This is a genomic window from Virgibacillus halodenitrificans, from assembly GCF_001878675.1.
Lineage (GTDB): Bacteria > Bacillota > Bacilli > Bacillales > Amphibacillaceae > Virgibacillus_Q > Virgibacillus_Q halodenitrificans.
Map to the genome: position 1 here is coordinate 3,824,103 of NZ_CP017962.1, position 19,335 is coordinate 3,843,437.

Below are 19,335 nucleotides of genomic sequence, written 5' to 3' on the forward strand. Positions count from 1 at the left end.
TCTATTCCTCTATGAAGCTAGTACCCTTTTAAGAAGAATGATAACCAAAAAAGCAACCCAGCTGTTGTTATTCTGGATTGCTCGTTCAAACATTATACAGTTTCTGGCTTTGTGAACCTGTTATACCATTCAGAAAGCTCGAGTGCAGGCAATGGCTTCGAATAATAGTATCCCTGAATAATAGGGTTATCACAGAAATCTGCAAGGAAATGAATCTGTTCCTTTGTTTCCGCACCTTCAACGACAATATTCAAATCCAAAGATCTTCCTAATGAAATGATGGACTGAATTATTGATGCGTCCTTTCGCGAATGTGGTACATCATCCAAAAATGACTTATCTATTTTTAACGTACTGATGGGCATTTGCTTCAAATATGACAACGACGAAACACCTGTACCAAAATCATCAAGTGCAATGGAAAATCCCTCTTTCCGAAGAGCAGCAACTCCCCGTAATGCCTGTTGAATAGATGCTACAAAGCTTGTTTCTGTTATCTCTAATTCAATCCACTTAGGGTCTATCTGATATGTCTCTGTCATTTCCTTTAAATAATTCACCTGGGAGTGTGATGTGAGACATTCACCTGGGATGTTAATGGATACAGGACAATTCACTTTACTATCCAGCTGCCACTGCTGTAGCTGCTTACAAACTTCTTTTATAACCCAGCGTGTTACATCCTGTATTCGATGATTCTTTTCCAGGATTGGGATAAACACCCCTGGGCTAATCAACCCCTGCGCGGGGTGTTGCCATCGAAGTAATGCCTCCACACCGACCATATGTCCATCCAGCATATTCATTTTTGGCTGATATACAATAAAAAATTGATCTTCTGCAAAGGCTTTATCTACATCTTGTAAAATTCCCTGTTCAAACATATACCGATGCACATTTTCATCATAAAAAACCAGCTGATTGGTATATTGGATGTTAGGATCTTGGAGAATAGCAAGTGCATTAGCATAGAGCGAATTTCTCTTGTTATCCTCCTCTTGCATTGCAATCGCACAAACAGTGGAGATAGTAACATTCCTATCTTTTAGAGGAAAAGGTGCAGATAGACTTTCAACCATTTTCTGCATGGAAGCTGCCAATTTATCCTTGTCCACCCATTTATGGCTGACAAATGCAAACTTACGACCTTCCATGCGATAAATCTCCATGGATGATGGCTTGTGCTCAAATAACCGGGCAGCGACCTTTTTCATCAGCTCATCTACAGCCATATAGCCATGTAAGGAACCTCTTTTATCCATTTTATCCATATCAATTAAGGCAATAGCAGAATAAGTAGAAGTAGAAAACCTCCGTTCAAACTCCCTGTAATTCGGTAGCTTCGTCATGGAGTCATAATAATTTATTCTATTCGAAACAAACCGATCAAATAATTCCATTAAAAGAAATAATAGCAGCGTTATTCCCAAGCCATTGATAATTAAGGTCAGCAAAAAATGCATATCCTCCATTTGCATATGTGTTACAAAAGTAAAATCCTTTGGTACATAAAAAACAACAGCAGCCATGCCGATATAATGCATGCTGGATATGGCAATCCCCATTATGACAGCCACAATTAACCGTTGCAGCCAGTTTTTCATCTGATTTTGCAAAACGGAAAAGACATATAAGGCTACGAAAGAAACGATTATAGCAACGACTATACTAAGTGTAAAAAGTGGCAGGTGATAATAATATGACACACCCTCCATGTGCATGGAGTCCATTCCAATGTAATGCATGAGCGATATCCCCGCCCCCATAGATAAACCACCTAGAAAATGAGATCGCTTTGTTGGCTGAGGATTATTAGCAACATGAAAAGCAATAAATGCTGCCACAATCGCTGGAATAATGGAAACAATGGTTAATACCCGATCATAATGCATATGGACCGGCAACATCATCGCACTCATCCCAATAAAATGCATGGACCAAATCCCAACGCCCATCGAAAAAGCAGCAAGTACTGACCAGAGATGCTTATTGAAAAAACTATTCTGACGGACTCGTTGGTTCATAACAAGCGCTGTATAAGAAGCAAAAATAGCTATAATGATAGATAAAATAATAATAGAGCTTGAATAGTCCCCTTCTATGATGTTAAAGCCAGATAACTCAGGCTGATTAAACATGCTGATTCCTCCATCATGATGTATTAAAATACATTCCACTTTTATTATCGACAGTTTTCGCGAGAAAGTAAATAGAATTATGTATTTATATCATGCTAGTTGAGGGTCATTGTCCTTCTATTCCTAATTATGTTACGATTTTTTTGGATTTATCTATAAAATCAACACAATGCAAGGAGGAAAAACATTTGAAAAGAAAAGTAGCCTTACTAATTACCATGCTCTGGATCACTCTATGCTTACTTGCTGCTTGTGGCGATGATGCTACAGATTCACATGCAGCTGAACACAAAGGACAGGAGAAGCTGATAGAAAAGAAAGAAGCTCCATCGCAATCTAGCACAGAAAACGAACCCAATGAGGGAGAAAATAACAAGGAACAGACTGAACATGCGAAAAAAGAATCGGATAACACCCAAGCAGAGCAGCAAGTACAGGGTAATAATATGGAGAAAGAGCAAGAAAATGCTCATTCACAAAACACAGAGCATCCTGAGAAAAAAGAAAGTCCCGCAGATCAGACGAAAATTATGAGTGGGGAAGCAGCCGTTTCTTACTTAAAAAAGGAACTGGACATGGAGACAGAAGAAGGTTTTCTTTTTGATGACATGGGTGGTTCGTTACATACAGATGAGTCAGGGGCCTATTATCGTGTGGAACTCATTTCTAAGTCGATGCAGAAAAATGGTGGCTCCGGAACAGTTGGGCTATATAAAGTCTATCAAAACGGAAATTATGAATCTCAATTTTAGTTAATTTCCCGAAGAGGTGGAGGACATCGAATGCCCTATTCCACCTCTTCATACACCGTACCATTTGTATCCATAATCACAATATTTTCCTTTAACCTGTCCAGACCAATACCAATCACTGGATTCTTCTCAGAAGATTGATTATAGTAGCTTCTTATTTTCACAATTGTCGTGTTTGACTGTTCTTCCACATCAAGCACCTCAATATCATTTCCGGCCATCTTTTCACCTAAAGAAAGGATAATGCTTTTATTTCCTTCTAAAATAGTAAATGTTTTATAACCCTCAATAGTAGGCTCATCCTGCAATTTTTGAAAGTATGCCCCCACCTCATCACCTAGGTAATACTGACTCTTTTTTATTACCCAATAATCTGTTTGGGTGAAATAAATAAATACGGAATAACAAAGCACTGTCGTTATGACGGAAGTGTATACTACCTTTTTCCATACCGTATTGTTTTTAAAGATAACCATTAAAATCGCAACACTAAAAATTCCTGCGCTTATAACACCAAACGGCATTCCTGCAAAACCACCAATCACAGTTATGCTGACCATAAATAACACAGCTCCAGAAATTCCTACGACCAGTGCCCTTTGTCTATCGCCCCATCTCTTTCGGAAAATATACGTTACTGCATGAATAACCAAGCCTAAAACAAGCCCACTTAGGAATAAAATGAACATTTTGCTGCTCCTTCCATAATAAATCATATTTTTCAGCTTAACATATTTTCCCATATATAAGGCCTTCCTTTAAAACTACTATATAAATTTGATAATTATTTGACATTTTAATCTTCAATGCAATAAAGTGTTTTAAATATTCGTATACGGGTATCAATGGATATGAGAATTGGAGTGAAGTATTTTGCCTACAAAAAAAGAAATAGAAATAAAAGTAGAACATGTTAGGAATAAAATGTATCATGCTTATAAAAAAGAACAAAAATATGAAGATATTCTAATTTTATCAAAGAAGTTGGACGAACTACTGAATCAGCTTGATAAAATGAACCACTCTTAAGTAGTAATTTTTGTCTTCACGGCCGATGTTTTATACAACCTCAGTTTGGGAAATGTTCTTATAGAAAGATCCCCAAAGCATAAAGGAGTGTTATCCATGGATCAAGTTTTATTTATACAAACAGGAACAGGGGTCGATGTGCACGGGCAAAATGTGACGAAGGCAGCTGTTCGTGCTGTGGAAAATGCGATTTTATCTAACTCAATGCCTGGCATTGAAAAAAATCTTCCAGGTGAGCGACTTGAAAGTATGAAGGTGAATGTCAGACTAGCAGTCCCGCTTGATCGTGAAAAACTGGATGTTGAAAAAGTAAAAGAAGCGATTCCTTATGGTGTTGTTACCGTCGATGTAACCGATGGAGGCATGGCTACATCCAGTGGAATTTTGCTGAAAGACAAAAATGACGAAAATGACTTAATGTATATGGTAAATGCCGCCGTTGAAGTCGGCTACTAAAAAATAAAAATTCGGATGAAACAAGCACTGAGGATGATAACATCCCCAGTGCTTTTTTTGATTCTAAAAGGATGTTAAGGTCTTCCTTTGATGCGCAAAATGGGTGAACTACCAAGTAACTTGATAGCAATGTATACGGTGGTTTGGTAAATAATGTATGGTGAGCTTAGTCCCTCGATAGGAACAGCGGATTCTTTCACTCTCCGGACGATTAGTCTATCCTGCGGCGGATTCTTTCGTTCTCCGGCTGATTATTCTATCCTGCGGCGGATTCTTTCACTCTCCGGCTGATTATTCTGTCCTGCGGCGGATTCTTTCACTCTCCGGCTGATTATTCTGCTCTGTGGCGGATTCTCTCGCTCTTCTGCCGATTATGCTGTCCTGCGGCGGATTCTTTCACTCTCCGGCTGATTATTCTGTCCTGCGGCGGATTCTTTCCCTCTCCGGGCGATTATGCTGTCCTGCGGCTGAATACTTTATTACAGAAGATACTCTCACTCTGCTATGAAATCTATTTTAAATTAATACTACTATTTTCATCATTAACGGAATACATTAAATCGATGAAATGTTTTAAGGAGTGAGCGTTATTGGCAGAGTACTTGAAAGATGCTACATTTGAACATCAATTTTGGCTGCAGGTATTAGGTGATCATGCAACTTTTATTCGGGACTCTCTTTACCCAACCGAAAAAGAAGATATTCAAATTGCCAAGGATTTTATTGTGGTTTTTGAGCAACTATTAAAGAACACTAATTCCTTGTCCAACTCCAATGCCATTACTTTCACAAAAGAAGCGGAAGCAGCTGTAGAAGAATTAAAAAAGTTTAAACTTTCCCTCATCCGAAGACAGTTAGTTGGAAAGATTGGAATTCATTTATCCCCTACATTTATTAACCATATGGTAAATGAACTGGAGGAATATGAACGGGTAATCCAGTATTTGAAGCAAGGTGATTCACCTCCCATTTTCCATGAGCTGCATCACCACCTGCTTTGGCTGGCAGATGCCTATGGTCATGCTGGGGCGATAAATGATGAACTTGATGGAGTGGAAAAAAGATTAAAGGAAAAAAGTAAGGAATTTACGAACCATTTTAGTGATTTTTACCTGAAGGCTGTAGAGCTGACAGGCTATCTACGTGCCAACATCCAGTCCTTTCCTGCACTCGATCGTTTTAATAGTGACGTAGAAATTGAAATGAACCTTTTCCGCACTTTTCTTGGAGAGATTGAAGAAATGGAATTAAACAACACGGTGCTAAGTACATTTTCTGCATTAATGGCAGATCATATGGCTAGAGAGGAATGCTATTATCTTATAAAACTAGCCGAATCCACCGACCTAGCGTATCCAGACTGCGATCCTACTAAGAGTAAACAGGATTAATTAAGTTGAGGAATTCCTACTGTCAGGGAATTTCTTTTTTATTTGGCTTTAAAATACTTGTTGAGGGTTTGATTTCTGAGCAGTATATCATCTTTTGAAATAAGGTTTTGGCCTTCCCCAGCTGTGGAATAGACTAACATACAGCATAGACATAAAAACTTCAAGGAGGTAGCTGAACATGGATCCAAGAGAAATGCAAAAAGGAAGTACACCTAGACAAAAACAGGAGAAGCAGCCTGGAATAGAATCGAAAATGAATCCTCAGCCTGCGCAACCATTGAACTATAAGGGAAGTAATAAATTAGAAGGAAAGGCAGCGCTTATCACAGGTGGGGATAGCGGAATTGGCAGAGCGGTTGCCATCCTTTATGCCAAAGAGGGCGCGAATGTAGCAATATCTTACCTCGATGAACATGATGATGCGGAAGAAACAAAGAAGCTAGTTGAAAAAGAAGGTGCTAGTTGTTTACTTCTCCCTGGTGATATAAAGGATGAGTCACATTGTATTGACCTCGTGGAAAAAACAGTAGAGGAATTTGGTAAGATAAATATATTAGTTAATAATGCAGCAATTCAATATGTACGAGAAGATGTTCTGGAGATTTCCAGCGAGCAATTTGAGGAAGTATTCCGGACTAACTTCTTTTCACAGTTTTATTTAACAAAAGCTGCTGTACGACATATGAAGGAAGGAGACTCTATTATTAGCACTTCTTCCATTAATGCTTATCGAGGTAATCCAATTTTCATGGATTATTCTGCTACAAAAGGCGCTATTACAGCATGGACAAGAAGTATTGCTCAGAGTCTGGCCAAAAAAGGTATTCGTGCAAATTCAGTTGCACCCGGTCCTGTTTGGACACCGCTTATCCCATCTTCCTTTGATGAAGACGGAGTAGAAAACTTTGGACAGGATACTTTAATGGAAAGACCAGGTCAACCATCCGAGCATGCTTGGCCATATGTTATGCTCGCTGCGGATGAATCCTCTTATATGACCGGACAAGCTATTCACATTAATGGCGGAGCATGGACATCCTCCTAATAAAAAGAAGCACGTTGCTCTTAAGCTGCGTGCTTCTTTTTATTATTTATTTTATTTACGTTCGAGTTATCTCTGCTTCTTCTATGCATTAATATCTGAAAACAGCTATTCCCTAGCTAAGCACTTTATTAACCATCACTTCATCCTCACTTAGCTTAATAATTTTCACTCTTTTTGTACCTTTTAGATAAACACTTTTATAAATTTCTTTTTGCTTATCATTCAAAAAGACAATCACACGTTTTTCGTTACTTTCATCCTTCATTTGGGCATGATATGTTTGTAAATCTATATTTTTCTTAAAGGTTTTATACTCAGGAAACTTTTGCAAGGTATCTTCGGTAATCCCCGTTTCCTCAAACGTAATAGAGCCTGTCCCATCCGTATTTTCCTTTTTTGTATTTTCCTCCGTATTACTCATACATGCCGAAAGTAAAAGCATAATGAGTATCGCGATTACTACTTTTTTCATCTTTCCACTCCTTCTACCTTTATTATTCCCGCTAAAGCTGGAAATTCAGCATGAAATTCAAAAAAAATAAGTATCCAATTTTAAGAAATACAGATGACGTTAAAAATACTTATTACCAGAGAAATACCCTCCAGCAATACATCTCTGAACCATCTCCGGCTTCGCTGCATTAACAGCTCAAAAAATATCCACCCTTTAAAACAACTATAATACTTAATTATTTTCATTTTTTACTCAGTATTTCCCGGGAAATATCGACAAATTTTGAAGTTATTTTAACTACTTATCCACATTTACGCACAAGCAAATGTGTATAATTTTTCTGAAAATAATGTAATTCAGTTATTTTCCCTTTCCTGAATAGAAGTAAACACTTTATTTCATCTGTACCTTATGCAGATGAGCAAAAATACCGTCACGCTGAAGTAATTCTTCGTGACTGCCTTCTTCTTCAATACCTGATTTTGTAACGACCATAATCCGATCCGCATTTTTAATTGTTGCTAACCGGTGGGCAATTATAAGTGTTGTACGTTCTTTTGCCAGCTCAGTTAACGCCTTCTGAATAATCGTTTCTGTCTCTGTATCAAGCGCAGATGTAGCTTCGTCTAATATGAGAATTGGAGGGTTCTTTAAAAACATTCGTGCAATAGCAATTCGCTGCTTTTGCCCTCCGGAAAGCTTAAGTCCTCGTTCTCCAACCTGTGTCTCGTATCCATCAGGCAGTTCATTAATAAATTCCTCCATATGTGCCTGTCTTGCTGCATGCTTAATTTCCTCATCTGTAGCATCTCTATTTCCATAAGCAATATTTTCTTTCAGCGTGCCTGTAAACAGAAACACATCCTGTTGGACAATCCCAATTTGCTTTCGTAACGACTCTTTCGTCATATCTCTAAGATCTATTCCATCAATTGTAATACTCCCACTTTCCACATCATAAAAACGAGGAATTAAGGAACATATAGTTGTTTTTCCAGCACCTGATGGACCAACAAAGGCAATGGTTTCTCCTGCTTGGATAGAAAAACTCAACGCATTTAGTACAGGCTCTTGTGTTTTCTCATAACCAAAGGTCACCTTATTGAATGAAATATCTCCGTTTAGATGGCTTATTTGCTTAGCATTCGGTTGGTCTTGTACCTCTGCTTCTGTATCAAGTAATTCAGTAAATCGTTTAAATCCAGCCATCCCTTTTGGATACAATTCCAATAGGGCGGTTATTTTTTGAATCGGATTAAATAACACATTTACAAAAAGTACAAAACTCACCAGTTCTCCCGTAGAAAGCTGCCCAGTGTATGTGAACCAAGCTCCAACAACAAGTACGAGCAGCGTAATGAGCCGCATAAGCATATAGATATTGGAATGGACAATTGCCATTACTTTATATGCTCCTGCCTTTGCCCTTCGAAACTTATAGTTATCTTTTGTAAACCGCTCCATTTCAAAAGCTTCATTGGTAAACGACTGAACGACACGGACACCAGAAACCGCATCTTCTACTCTTGCATTAACACTGGCAATATTCTCATACATCGTTCGCCACGCTTTATTCATTTTTATATTACTAAAGGCAATAAGAAAAATAAGAATGGGTACTGCAATTAAAATAATAAAGGCGAGCTTCATATTAATTGTAAACATAATAATAAACGCACCAATAAAAGTCATAATGGAAATAAAAAAATCTTCCGGTCCATGATGTGCCAGTTCACCTATATCGAATAAATCATTTGTTATCCGACTCATAATATGACCGGTTTTTGTATTGTCAAAAAAACGGAACGATTGACTCTGCACATGCTTAAAAAGATCCTGACGCATGTCTGTTTCAATATTTAATCCAAGTTTGTGACCTAAATAGGTAACAATATATTGAAGGAAAGAGCTTAATAAATAAACCAGTAATAATAAAATACTAACGGTAATAATTACATCCCAGTTTTTCTCTGGCAGTAATTTATCAATAAAGCTTTGGACTGCAACCGGGAAGGCCAGTTCCAAAATAGCCACAATGACTGCAGCAGTGAAATCAATAATAAATAAGCGTTTATGTGGCTTATAATAAGAGAAAAATCGTCGTATCATCTATGTACTTCCTTTACATTATTTTCTGAAGACTACAGTAGATTATAAGTTTATTGCTCTGTGTTAAGCAAGAAGATCGACTCGAAGCACTTAGACATGGCCCTCTCCCTCCTAGTAAGTAGAAATTGTTTTCCCTTCAAGCCTACTTCCTTCATCTATTTTGAAATGCTTGTCAAGGTTGTCCTTTCATTAACATATACATAAGTTAATTAACTATTTAAGGAGGGAAAACGAATGAAAAAAATACAATTTCATATGCAGGCATACCCTTGGATTTGCTATGCTGTTGGTTATGTTTTTATTACTTCTGGGATTGTTGCATTGCTTGTAAGTGATTTTAGAGGGGTCTTTCACAATCTTGGTATTCCTTTTCCTGAAGCAACTTTATTTTTGATAGCCATTACGGAGGTGGTTTGTGGAATGCTTCTTGTCGGGAGGATGTATGTTCATCTAGCAGTACCACCTTTAATTTTAATTATGCTTGGCGCATTATATTTAACAAAAATCCCAGTCTTACTAACAGAAGGATTCCTTTCCTTTGCTTTTGAAGCAAGATTGGATATTGTCATGCTTATTCTTTTATTAGTTATCTGGCAGCAAGTACGCGTAAAAGTATAATGTGCATAACTTTTGGAAACTAACCATTTTCTGTTGAAAACCAGTGGATAAGCATCTTTTATATGTTAAAATCTACTAGTTATCCACAATTTAATCCACATATGCACAAATGTTCGTAGCTATTTTGTTACCGCACAAAATTTCGACACCATATATTGATTTTCGACTTTAATTATATCCACAAACTGTGCATAACTTTATAATTCTGTGGATAATAAAAGCTATCTTCCGCCTAAACGGTGAAAGATAGCTTTCGTTTTATTGCTCTCCTAATTTTAACGTTGTTTCTTTCTTCTCTCCATCACGATAATAAGTGATTTTCACTTCATCACCTATTTTCTTTTCCTGATAAAGAATCTTACGTAAATCAATCATATTCATTACTGGTTTTCCATCAAGCTCTGTAATAACATCAAGACGTTTTAAGCCGGCCTTATCTGCTGGAGACAATGGTTCCACGCTCCACACATATACGCCGCCCTCAATCTCTTTCGGTAAATTAAGAGAGTTTCTCCATTCCGACTGTGGCACTTCATCCAATGAATAGATTTCCACACCAATATATGGTCGAGTCACTTCTCCCTGTGTTTCGAGCTCATTAATAATCGGCATAGCTGAATCGACAGGGATAGCAAAACCAATTCCCTCTACAGCTGTCTGATTAATTTTCATCGAGTTTATACCGATAAGCTGGCCGTCTATGTTTATTAACGCTCCACCACTGTTACCAGGGTTAATGGCTGCATCTGTTTGTATAACCTCTGCTTGCCAGTCTGCACGCCCGTCCTGGTTAAAATCCTGTGGAATGGTACGTTCTTTACCGCTAATTACCCCTTGTGTAACAGATCCGGAAAACATCAGGCCAAGTGGGTTACCAATTGCAATAGCAGGTTCTCCCACTTTCACATCACCAGATGAGCCCACTTCAATGGCTTGATCCACATCCGCTCCATCCATGCGTAATACAGCTAAATCTGAAAATAAATCACTTCCGACTATTTCCGCTTTAATACTTGTCTCATCTGCAAGTACTACTTCCACTGTATCCGCACCTTCAATTACGTGGTGATTTGTTACAACGAAGGCGGTTCCATCTTTTTTCTTATAAATAACACCAGAACCCGTTCCCGCTTCCTGATCCTCTTGTTGCTGCTGCCAGAAATCACCTTGCCGTTGAAGATTCACAACACCAACTACCGCCGGGGATACTTTTTCAACTACATCTGTTATTTGAGTATTTACATCCACATTAACTGTGGAATTTACTGAATCGCCATCTTGCTTCACTCCTGAACTGGAGGAATCTCCAGCAGTTTCATTACCAGGTAATAACCCTGATTCCTGAATGGATGGCATAACCACAACAACTAATAATATACCAATAATTATTCCTAGCAAAACGGGGACTAACCACCCGCCGGATTTTTTTCTATGCGGATTTGGTCTGTAATTTTGATCGTAGTATCCCATATATCCAACCCCTATCCTAAAAAATAAACATAATCAATATAGTTATTCCTTATTTATGAAAAATTAAACTAAGAAAAGCGCAAGCGCCCGTTTAGCAACGTACAAACTGGAGGTCTCCTGCGTGAGATAAAGGAAACACGATGAGCTATATAGCGAATCGATGTTGACTTATCGTAGAAAGGAGATCGAAGTTTGGGGCTGCGCTAAATGCTCGCCCCATCAAGAACCCCTGCTAGTTGCTGGGCGCTGGAGCTAGACTAAGAAAAGGGAGCGTTTCTTTAATGAAACGCTGTTTTCAAAGTAAATAGCACCTACCAATTATACTACTTCATATAAGGATGTCGGGGAATTTGGATCAGTATCATGCAAATCAATTTTAATGCCCCGCTCCTGCAGCACACTTTCCACAGACATGCGGGCAAGATCCTTCATATTATTATCCAGGCTTAAATGCGCCAAATAGATACGTTTCGTACGATTACTAATAATATCTGTTAATGCGAGGCCGCAGTCTTCATTGGATACGTGACCTGAATCACCAAGAATACGTCTTTTTACATTCCAAGGGTATCTTCCCATACGTAGCATACTTACATCATGATTTGCCTCAAAAATATAAGCATCTGCATCCTCGACGGTTTTTTTGATCCGTTCAGATACATACCCAAGATCTGTAACAAGCGCAACCTTCTTATTATCATGATGAAAAGTATAAAACATCGGTTCCGCGGCATCATGTGATACTCCAAACGATTCGATATCCATGTCACCAAATGTTTTTACTTCCTCCATACCGAAATGAAATTTTTGGTCTGTCGTAAGCTTTCCAATTGAGCGCTCCATGGCTTTCCAGGTTTTCTCATTGGCATAAATAGGTAGGTTATATTTGCGAGCCACTATCCCCAAGCCTTTAATGTGATCACTATGCTCATGAGTAACCAAAATTCCTGTCAGCTTGGATGGGTCGATGTTGATTTCTTGAAATAAACGATCGATTTGCTTCCCGCTCAAGCCAGCATCTACAAGAATTTTTTCCTTTTCTGATTCTATATAAAATGCATTCCCTGTACTGCCAGAAGCCAGTACACTAAAACGCAATGTCATTACTCCTCACCTCTACTACCTTCTACTTGCAATTTTTGATTTAAAAGCTGTAGAATGCTATCTTTCCATTCTACCTCATCCTCTAATTTCTTGATCTTACTTAACGTCGATTGAATGGCATCGCCAATAAACTCGGTGTCATTACTTGCGAAAATATGTCCCTCAATCGCATTAATAAAATAGTTGCGTTCGTCATTCACGGTTATTTTATAGGTTGGCGCAAACACTTGCTTGCCATTGGCTAACGGAATCCTTGTATGGTAACCAATCTCCGTATTGGTAATATTATCCTCAGCATATAGCTCATTCGCATTATACAATATTTCAATTGCTTTCATTGGTTTCGTAAGTGTCCGCAAATCCCCTTGTTCCTCTGCTTCGCCAAGCATTGTCTGGGTATAATATTCCATCTCATTATCCTTGTTTAAATAAACAAGGAGCATGCCGTTTTCATTAAAGTAAATTGGCCTATTCTCTTTTTCCTGAAAAAAAAGCAATGCATTTCTATCTTTATTCCACCCCCAAAACGTAAAATCCTCCGGGTGGATAATATGACTCTTCACCAGTTTACTAATATCGGCAGACTGTGCTTTATCAGGAATAGCAATCGGCTCTTCAAATTTGGAAACAATCAAGTTTTTATCAATTACTTCAACATCCTGTTTATCCAAATCTGCTAGTTGGCTTAATTCTTTATCACTGTATTCTCTCCTTAGTACAGAAATATAAGAATCTTTTTCAATTTCTACTTCGTTATCACTAATGGTAATATCCTCTTGTTCCAGCTTAGATTCAAAGGAAGTCTCTTCCTGACTGGTCAACACACCAACATCTGCCCGTTCCTGCTTTTCCATAAATTGCATTAGTAAATAAACATCCAGAATTAGAAAGCAAAGGATAAATAGTGTTTTTATTTGATTCCACTGCATCCTTAACTTCCTCCTTCCGCTTTGTTATTACCAGTGGTATTTATTTGCTCCCATGCCCCATTATAGTTTACATACCAAGTGGGCTCGAGCGTCACGTAATCACTAAGGTCATTTTCTTGATATTTAAGCTCATATCCTAGCTTGATGTCCAAAATGTTTTGCTTCTTTTGACTATCCATACCCTCAATTTCCTTTAATACTTCTTCACCTGACGAAATATATACGGATTCTTTTCCTAATGAATTATTTAATTTAAACAAAGAGCGTTGATAACGGTATAGATCTTGATTTCGGAATTCTTGGCTAATGGAAGCCATATTATACTTATTGAAGACCGGATATCCTCTGTAAAACATTTGATATGTTATTTTATTTATCGATGGCTCGATATCCATTAAATTAAATTCCTCTGTCCAGCCCTTATGTCCGTTAACTTTTTCAATACTGCTGTCTAATAATTCCAAGGGATTCTTCTGCTGATATTGAGATGTAATGGGGTTAAAGAACTCCATTCTATTACCATTGTGATCCACACTGAGTTCTCGTACCCCATCCGTGAAGTATACTTCTCCCTCCGTAATAGAGGATGCAATGGAACGACTTACTCTGGATGGATCCAGGAATAAATCATTTACAAGCTTTGTTGCCGGAATACTACTTACAGATAAAGACCATTTTTTTACATCAGGGCTTCCGCTTGGAAAAAAGATATCTCTTTTACCTTCCTTAAAGACAAGGTATTCTGTAAGATTCTTTTGTGAATCAATCGTTTTCCATAGCCTACTATAGATTTGTGAATCATTAATTACAGCTGTTGCTTTATGTCTGTTATCAATGGAGATAAATTGTATTTTTAACGAAGAGGATTCTTCTATAAACGTAAAGTACATGCGGTCAAAGGACCATGTAGGAAATTCCTCTATATCGTCTTTAAAAGAAAATAAATACGGCAAAATTTCCATAGGGAGATCATCTGGATAGATCATCTCGATGTCATATGGTTGAATATCACCTTTTTTCTCTCCAGCTCTAAAATCGTAGAGAACCGTAGATTGCAGCTCATTGTAAAACCCTTGGCGCTTATCAGGCTCATCATAACCAAAATGTGCCCCATTTGTATGAAAAATAACACTTATCGGTTCAATTAAAGATTTTTTAGTTTCTTTCATCCCACCAATATCAATTTCCTTCAACAAATCTGGTCCGCCTACTGGGGTTTGATTGGGTTGGTATGTCCATAAACCAAAGGTTAATAACAAACTGACACCGACCAATACAACCAGAGCAAATGACTTAGCTGTTTCCAGTTTCATTATAATCCCCTCCGCTTCTGATTCATTAGCGGAAGTGTAAAGAGGATTGCTGTCCCTTTACCTTCTTTACTTTTTGCCCAGATTTTACCGTGATGTGCTTCTACCAGCTCTTTTGCAATGGCAAGTCCTAATCCAGTACCACCCAATTTACGTGTTCTGGCCTTATCTGCCCGATAAAAACGTTCAAAAATCTTTTCAAGTTTATCATAAGCAATTCCCATACCCTCATCCTGGATGCTGACAAGAATATGATGGCGCCTGTTTTCCACACGGAGTGTTATTTTACCACCCTCTGGTGAATATTTAATCGCATTGGATATAATATTATCAAGCACTTGTGTCATCTTATCCTGATCGAGCCAAACATTGAATTTCCCTTTCGGAAGCTCGCGTTTTAGTGAAATATGTTCAGGTACGTTCATTTCAAAGCGATCAATTATCCCATGAAAATAATTAATGAATTCTGTCCTTTCTTTCTTTAACGGATGTTCCTTTGCATCCATTTTAGAAAGCTGTAACAGATCATTTACCATGCGAATCATACGCTCCGTTTCATTTTGTGCAACACCAAGGAATTTAGGAGCAATTTCCTTATCTTCCCATGCACCATCTGTCAATGCTTCAATATAACTTCGCATTGTGGTTAATGGTGTACGCAGCTCATGAGATACATTGGATACGAAATCACGGCGTTCCTGTTCAATTTTCTCTTGCTCTGTTACATCACTGATTACGGTAATAAACCCGGTAAGCTCGTCCTCATCATCCAGCACTGTAGAGAAGTTAGCACGTACTAGTGACTCTTGTTCCTCTGTACTTAAATCAATAATAATCGATCCACTGTCATGAAGCTCTGTTATATCAACGATCTTCTCTTCTAATTGAAAGATATCCAGCAGATTTTCTCCAATAATTTCATCCGGATTATGACCAATTAATCTTCCTGCTGCTTCATTCATTAACGTAACAGCCCCGACATTGTCTGTAGCAATTACACCATCTGACATATTGGATAGAACCGAGCTTAGCTTTCGCCGCTCTTCTTCAATCGTTGCATAGGAGTGTTTTAATCGGCTGTTCAAATCATTAAAGGTTTCTGCCAGGTGACCAATTTCATCTCGACCATACACATTTACCTTTTGGGTAAAATCGCCTCTAGCCATTGTCTGGGCCTGTCTCCGCATTTCAATGATCGGTTTTGTAATCGTCCTTGCTACCAATATACCTATAAAAGCAGACACTGTTACTGCAAGGATGGAGCCCTTAAGAAAAATTTCATTAATATTTTGCAGCTGTTCATTTACACCTTCCATAGATGCCTTTAAATAAATGACCCCAACGGCCACACCGTCACTATCTAAAATAGGTTGGGCAAGGACAAAAACCTGCTGCCTGGTTGCCTGATCAAACATTTCCCCTGACTGCACAGAATCTGTTACCAATGCTTGCTGTACCATATCTCTCGTTGTTTTCTTTCCGATATCTCCCTGCGAACTATAATCATTTGTAGCAATAATCCGGCTTTGGTTATTAATTACTTGCAGGCTCGTAATATCATCTGGCCCAACATCTGAAATAATGCTTTGAACCTCTTGCTGTAATGTGGGTCCTTCCCCATCCTCCATTCGCTCCCTATTAAATGCTTGCTCCAAATTATAGCTTAAGAGCTGCACACGATCGTTAATGGACGTAAAGAAGTTTTCCCGGAGCTCTGCTTCCAATTCATTGGTGAAAAAAGATCCAATAACCTGAATCGCCACAAGTAATAATAAAATATAAATAATTATAAACTTTAATTGTATAGAGCGAAAAAAACCGACTTTGTTCATTAGCAATTACTCCTGCTCAGGATTGCGTAAATAATAGCCCACACCTCTTCTTGTAACGATCCACGTAGGGTTACTAGGGTTCTCCTCTATTTTTTCGCGAAGTCTTCTTACTGTTACGTCAACAGTCCGCACATCGCCAAAGTAATCATAACCCCACACAGTTTCCAATAGATGCTCACGCGTCATTACTTGTCCCATATGTCTTGCTAAATAATGAAGCAGCTCGAATTCTCTATGGGTAAGCTCAATCTGAACCCCATTTCGTGATACTACATATGCATCAGGATGAATAACAAGCGCCCCGATCTCTATGTCCTTTGTAGCTTTTACTTTATCGTCCGGAACAGCTTGCTGTCTACGCAGGTTCGCCTTCACACGTGCAATTACCTCCCGGTTACTGAAAGGCTTTGTCACATAATCATCTGCACCTAACTCAAGACCAAGCACCTTATCAATTTCCGAATCTTTGGCTGTCAGCATAATAATTGGCATGGACTGTGTTTTCCGGATTTCCCTGCATACTTCATTGCCATCACGATTGGGAAGCATAATATCCAATAAAATTAAATCCGGCTTTTCAGCTTCAGCAACCTCAATTGCCTCATCGCCATCATGTGCTAATACAACCTCATAACCTTCTTTTTCTAAGTTGAATTTCAATATATCTGCAATTGGTTGTTCATCATCTACAACTAATATCTTTTGACCCATCTTCGACACATCCTTTATTAATTACAATCTAACTCTTACTTTAACATATTACTAAGTTTTATTTTATCGTACTTTCAGGTAAATGTCTTTCATTGGCGTGTATTAGCAAAAGGAAAAATATAGTTTATCTCATGTTGGGGGCTTGGGGGATGTCTTTCATGAGTAGGGTGACGGACATTGCGCGCGTGAAATCATGTGGCATTGTTTATCATAAGTGGCATGATGGACATTGCGCCCGTGAAATAGGGCGGGGATGTCTTTCATGAGTAGGGTGACGGACATTGTGAGCGCGAAATCATGCGGGAATGTCTTTCATAAGTGGGATGACGGACATTGAAAGCACGAAATCAGGCGGGAATGTCTTTCATAATCCGCATGACGGACATTGCGCGCGCTAAATCGAAGCGGAAGCAATGTCTTTCATAAGGGCGATGACGGACATTGCGCGCGCGAAATCCCACAGCAATGTCTTTCATAAGTGGCATGATGGACATTGCGAACGCAAAATCAGGCCGGAATGTCTTTCATAAGCGGAATGACGGACATTGAGCGCGTAAAATCCCACAGCAATGTCTTTCATAAACGCAAACGCCATAACAGATCTCAACCACTTACAAAAAGAGGTCATCTCCACTAGATAGAGACAACCCCTTTTCAGGTTAATTTTATATTAAGAGCTATAAACACTTCTTACTATATTCGTCTGCGAGCGGTCTGGACCTACAGAGAAGACGGACAATGGAATTTGTGTCAGTTGAGAAATACGCTCAAGGTAATGACGCGCATTCGCAGGTAATTCGTCCAAACTTTTCACATTGGTAATATCCTCTGTCCAGCCTGGCATTTCCTCATACACCGGCTCACATTCAGCAAGAGCGGATAGACTTGCCGGAAACTCATGGATAACCTCACCTTTATACTTATAGGCAACACAAATTTTCAATGTTTCAATTCCTGTAAGTACATCAATAGAGTTTAAAGATAAATCAGTAATGCCGCTGACGCGACGTGCATGGCGTACAACTACACTATCAAACCAACCAACTCTTCGCGGCCTCCCAGTAGTTGTTCCATACTCTCGTCCGACCTCACGAATCTGATCACCAATCTCATCATGAAGCTCAGTAGGGAACGGACCATCGCCCACACGTGTAGTATATGCTTTCGAAACACCTACAACATGATTGATTTTAGTCGGACCAACACCTGATCCGATAGTAACCCCACCTGCTATCGGATTGGAGGAAGTTACAAACGGATACGTTCCTTGGTCAATATCAAGCATGACGCCCTGTGCACCTTCGAATAACACACGTCGGCCTTCATCAAGCGCATCATTCAATACAACAGACGTATCACAAACATATGGAGCCATTTGCTGGCCATATTCATAATACTCTTCTAAAATATCTTCCACATGCAGGGGATCAACTTCGTACACTTTTTCAAACAAGCGATTCTTTTCTTTCAGATTTTGCTCGAGTTTTTCCCGAAAAGCATCTTTATCCAACAAGTCAGCAATCCGAATGCCCATCCGTGCTGCCTTGTCCATATAGGCAGGGCCAATTCCCTTTTTAGTTGTCCCAATTTTATTGACGCCTTTTTCCTCTTCCTGCAAGATATCCAATTTTAAATGATAAGGTAAAATAACATGTGCCCGGTTACTTATACGTAAATTGTCTGTAGATACATTGCGTTCATGTAAATAGGCAACCTCTTCTACAAATGCTTTGGGGTCAATAACCATTCCGTTACCCAAGACACAGATTTTATCGTCAAAAAATATCCCTGAAGGAATTAAATGTAATTTATATGTCACATTATCAAACTTAATTGTATGCCCAGCGTTGTTCCCTCCTTGATAACGAGCAACCACCTCGGCATTTTGCGATAGAAAGTCAGTAATCTTACCTTTCCCTTCATCGCCCCATTGCGTTCCAACTACTACTACTGAGGACATAGCGCACCTCCACTTAATTTATCTAAA

The 19,335-nt window shown here is 38.7% G+C and carries 17 protein-coding genes; 6 read left to right on the forward strand and 11 right to left on the reverse strand.

Features of this window, described 5'->3' with window-relative positions:
* Positions 1-92 precede the first annotated feature (92 nt).
* Entirely contained in the window at positions 93-2,138 is a 2,046-nt protein-coding gene (locus BME96_RS18840) for a bifunctional diguanylate cyclase/phosphodiesterase (RefSeq protein ID WP_071649912.1), read from the reverse strand.
* Between the two features lie 188 nt (positions 2,139-2,326).
* Between BME96_RS18840 and BME96_RS18845 the strand changes: the two genes are divergently transcribed.
* On the forward strand, positions 2,327-2,890 hold the full coding sequence (locus BME96_RS18845; RefSeq protein WP_019375801.1) for a hypothetical protein: 564 nt from the start codon (positions 2,327-2,329) through the stop codon (positions 2,888-2,890).
* Between the two features lie 35 nt (positions 2,891-2,925).
* On the opposite strand, the gene BME96_RS18850 is transcribed toward BME96_RS18845, so the two are convergent.
* Positions 2,926-3,633, reverse strand: a complete 708-nt coding sequence (locus BME96_RS18850; RefSeq protein ID WP_083547529.1) for a YesK family protein — start codon at positions 3,631-3,633, stop codon at positions 2,926-2,928.
* Positions 3,634-3,763: 130 nt separating this feature from the next.
* Between BME96_RS18850 and BME96_RS18855 the strand changes: the two genes are divergently transcribed.
* The 4 genes from BME96_RS18855 to BME96_RS18870 all read left to right on the forward strand — a co-directional run bounded on the left by BME96_RS18855 (position 3,764) and on the right by BME96_RS18870 (position 6,811).
* Positions 3,764-3,919: a Spo0E family sporulation regulatory protein-aspartic acid phosphatase gene (locus BME96_RS18855; protein ID WP_083547532.1), complete on the forward strand. Its 156-nt coding sequence runs from the start codon at positions 3,764-3,766 to the stop codon at positions 3,917-3,919.
* Between the two features lie 96 nt (positions 3,920-4,015).
* The gene (locus BME96_RS18860) at positions 4,016-4,375 is read left to right on the forward strand and encodes a Lin0512 family protein (protein WP_071649913.1); all 360 of its coding nucleotides are present in this window, start codon (positions 4,016-4,018) and stop codon (positions 4,373-4,375) included.
* 590 nt (positions 4,376-4,965) lie between these two features.
* A complete protein-coding gene (locus BME96_RS18865) occupies positions 4,966-5,766 on the forward strand; it encodes a DUF2935 domain-containing protein (protein WP_071649914.1) in 801 nt (266 codons plus the stop codon).
* Between the two features lie 178 nt (positions 5,767-5,944).
* Positions 5,945-6,811 carry an SDR family oxidoreductase gene (locus BME96_RS18870; RefSeq protein ID WP_019375796.1) on the forward strand — a complete coding sequence of 289 codons (867 nt, stop codon included), beginning with the start codon at positions 5,945-5,947 and terminating at the stop codon, positions 6,809-6,811.
* Between the two features lie 112 nt (positions 6,812-6,923).
* Here the strand turns inward: BME96_RS18870 and BME96_RS18875 are convergent, their stop codons facing one another.
* Together BME96_RS18875 and BME96_RS18880 are read right to left on the reverse strand one after the other, a co-directional pair.
* Positions 6,924-7,283 carry a membrane lipoprotein lipid attachment site-containing protein gene (locus BME96_RS18875; RefSeq protein WP_060678571.1) on the reverse strand — a complete coding sequence of 120 codons (360 nt, stop codon included), beginning with the start codon at positions 7,281-7,283 and terminating at the stop codon, positions 6,924-6,926.
* 375 nt (positions 7,284-7,658) lie between these two features.
* On the reverse strand, positions 7,659-9,374 hold the full coding sequence (locus BME96_RS18880; protein ID WP_071649915.1) for an ABC transporter ATP-binding protein: 1,716 nt from the start codon (positions 9,372-9,374) through the stop codon (positions 7,659-7,661).
* 234 nt (positions 9,375-9,608) lie between these two features.
* On the opposite strand from BME96_RS18880, the gene BME96_RS18885 reads away from it, so the two are divergent.
* The gene (locus tag BME96_RS18885) at positions 9,609-9,992 is read left to right on the forward strand and encodes a DoxX family protein (protein ID WP_019375793.1); all 384 of its coding nucleotides are present in this window, start codon (positions 9,609-9,611) and stop codon (positions 9,990-9,992) included.
* Positions 9,993-10,250: 258 nt separating this feature from the next.
* Here BME96_RS18885 and BME96_RS18890 read toward each other — a convergent pair whose 3' ends face one another.
* The 7 genes from BME96_RS18890 to BME96_RS18920 all read right to left on the reverse strand — a co-directional run bounded on the left by BME96_RS18890 (position 10,251) and on the right by BME96_RS18920 (position 19,308).
* Entirely contained in the window at positions 10,251-11,462 is a 1,212-nt protein-coding gene (locus BME96_RS18890; protein ID WP_071649916.1) for a S1C family serine protease, read from the reverse strand.
* A gap of 318 nt (positions 11,463-11,780) precedes the next feature.
* The gene (locus tag BME96_RS18895; RefSeq protein ID WP_019375791.1) at positions 11,781-12,566 is read right to left on the reverse strand and encodes an MBL fold metallo-hydrolase; all 786 of its coding nucleotides are present in this window, start codon (positions 12,564-12,566) and stop codon (positions 11,781-11,783) included.
* Entirely contained in the window at positions 12,566-13,495 is a 930-nt protein-coding gene (locus tag BME96_RS18900) for a two-component system regulatory protein YycI (protein WP_019375790.1), read from the reverse strand. Before BME96_RS18900 ends, BME96_RS18895 begins: the two co-directional genes overlap by 1 nt.
* 2 nt (positions 13,496-13,497) lie before the next feature.
* Entirely contained in the window at positions 13,498-14,808 is a 1,311-nt protein-coding gene (locus BME96_RS18905; RefSeq protein WP_060678566.1) for a YycH family regulatory protein, read from the reverse strand.
* Positions 14,808-16,637: a cell wall metabolism sensor histidine kinase WalK gene (gene walK / locus BME96_RS18910; RefSeq protein WP_060678565.1), complete on the reverse strand. Its 1,830-nt coding sequence runs from the start codon at positions 16,635-16,637 to the stop codon at positions 14,808-14,810. Before walK ends, BME96_RS18905 begins: the two co-directional genes overlap by 1 nt.
* 6 nt (positions 16,638-16,643) lie before the next feature.
* Positions 16,644-17,348 (reverse strand): response regulator YycF, encoded by a 705-nt coding sequence (yycF, locus tag BME96_RS18915; RefSeq protein ID WP_019375787.1) that lies wholly within the window; start codon positions 17,346-17,348, stop codon positions 16,644-16,646.
* A gap of 670 nt (positions 17,349-18,018) precedes the next feature.
* The gene (locus tag BME96_RS18920; protein WP_019375785.1) at positions 18,019-19,308 is read right to left on the reverse strand and encodes an adenylosuccinate synthase; all 1,290 of its coding nucleotides are present in this window, start codon (positions 19,306-19,308) and stop codon (positions 18,019-18,021) included.
* Between the last annotated feature and the right edge of the window lie 27 nt (positions 19,309-19,335).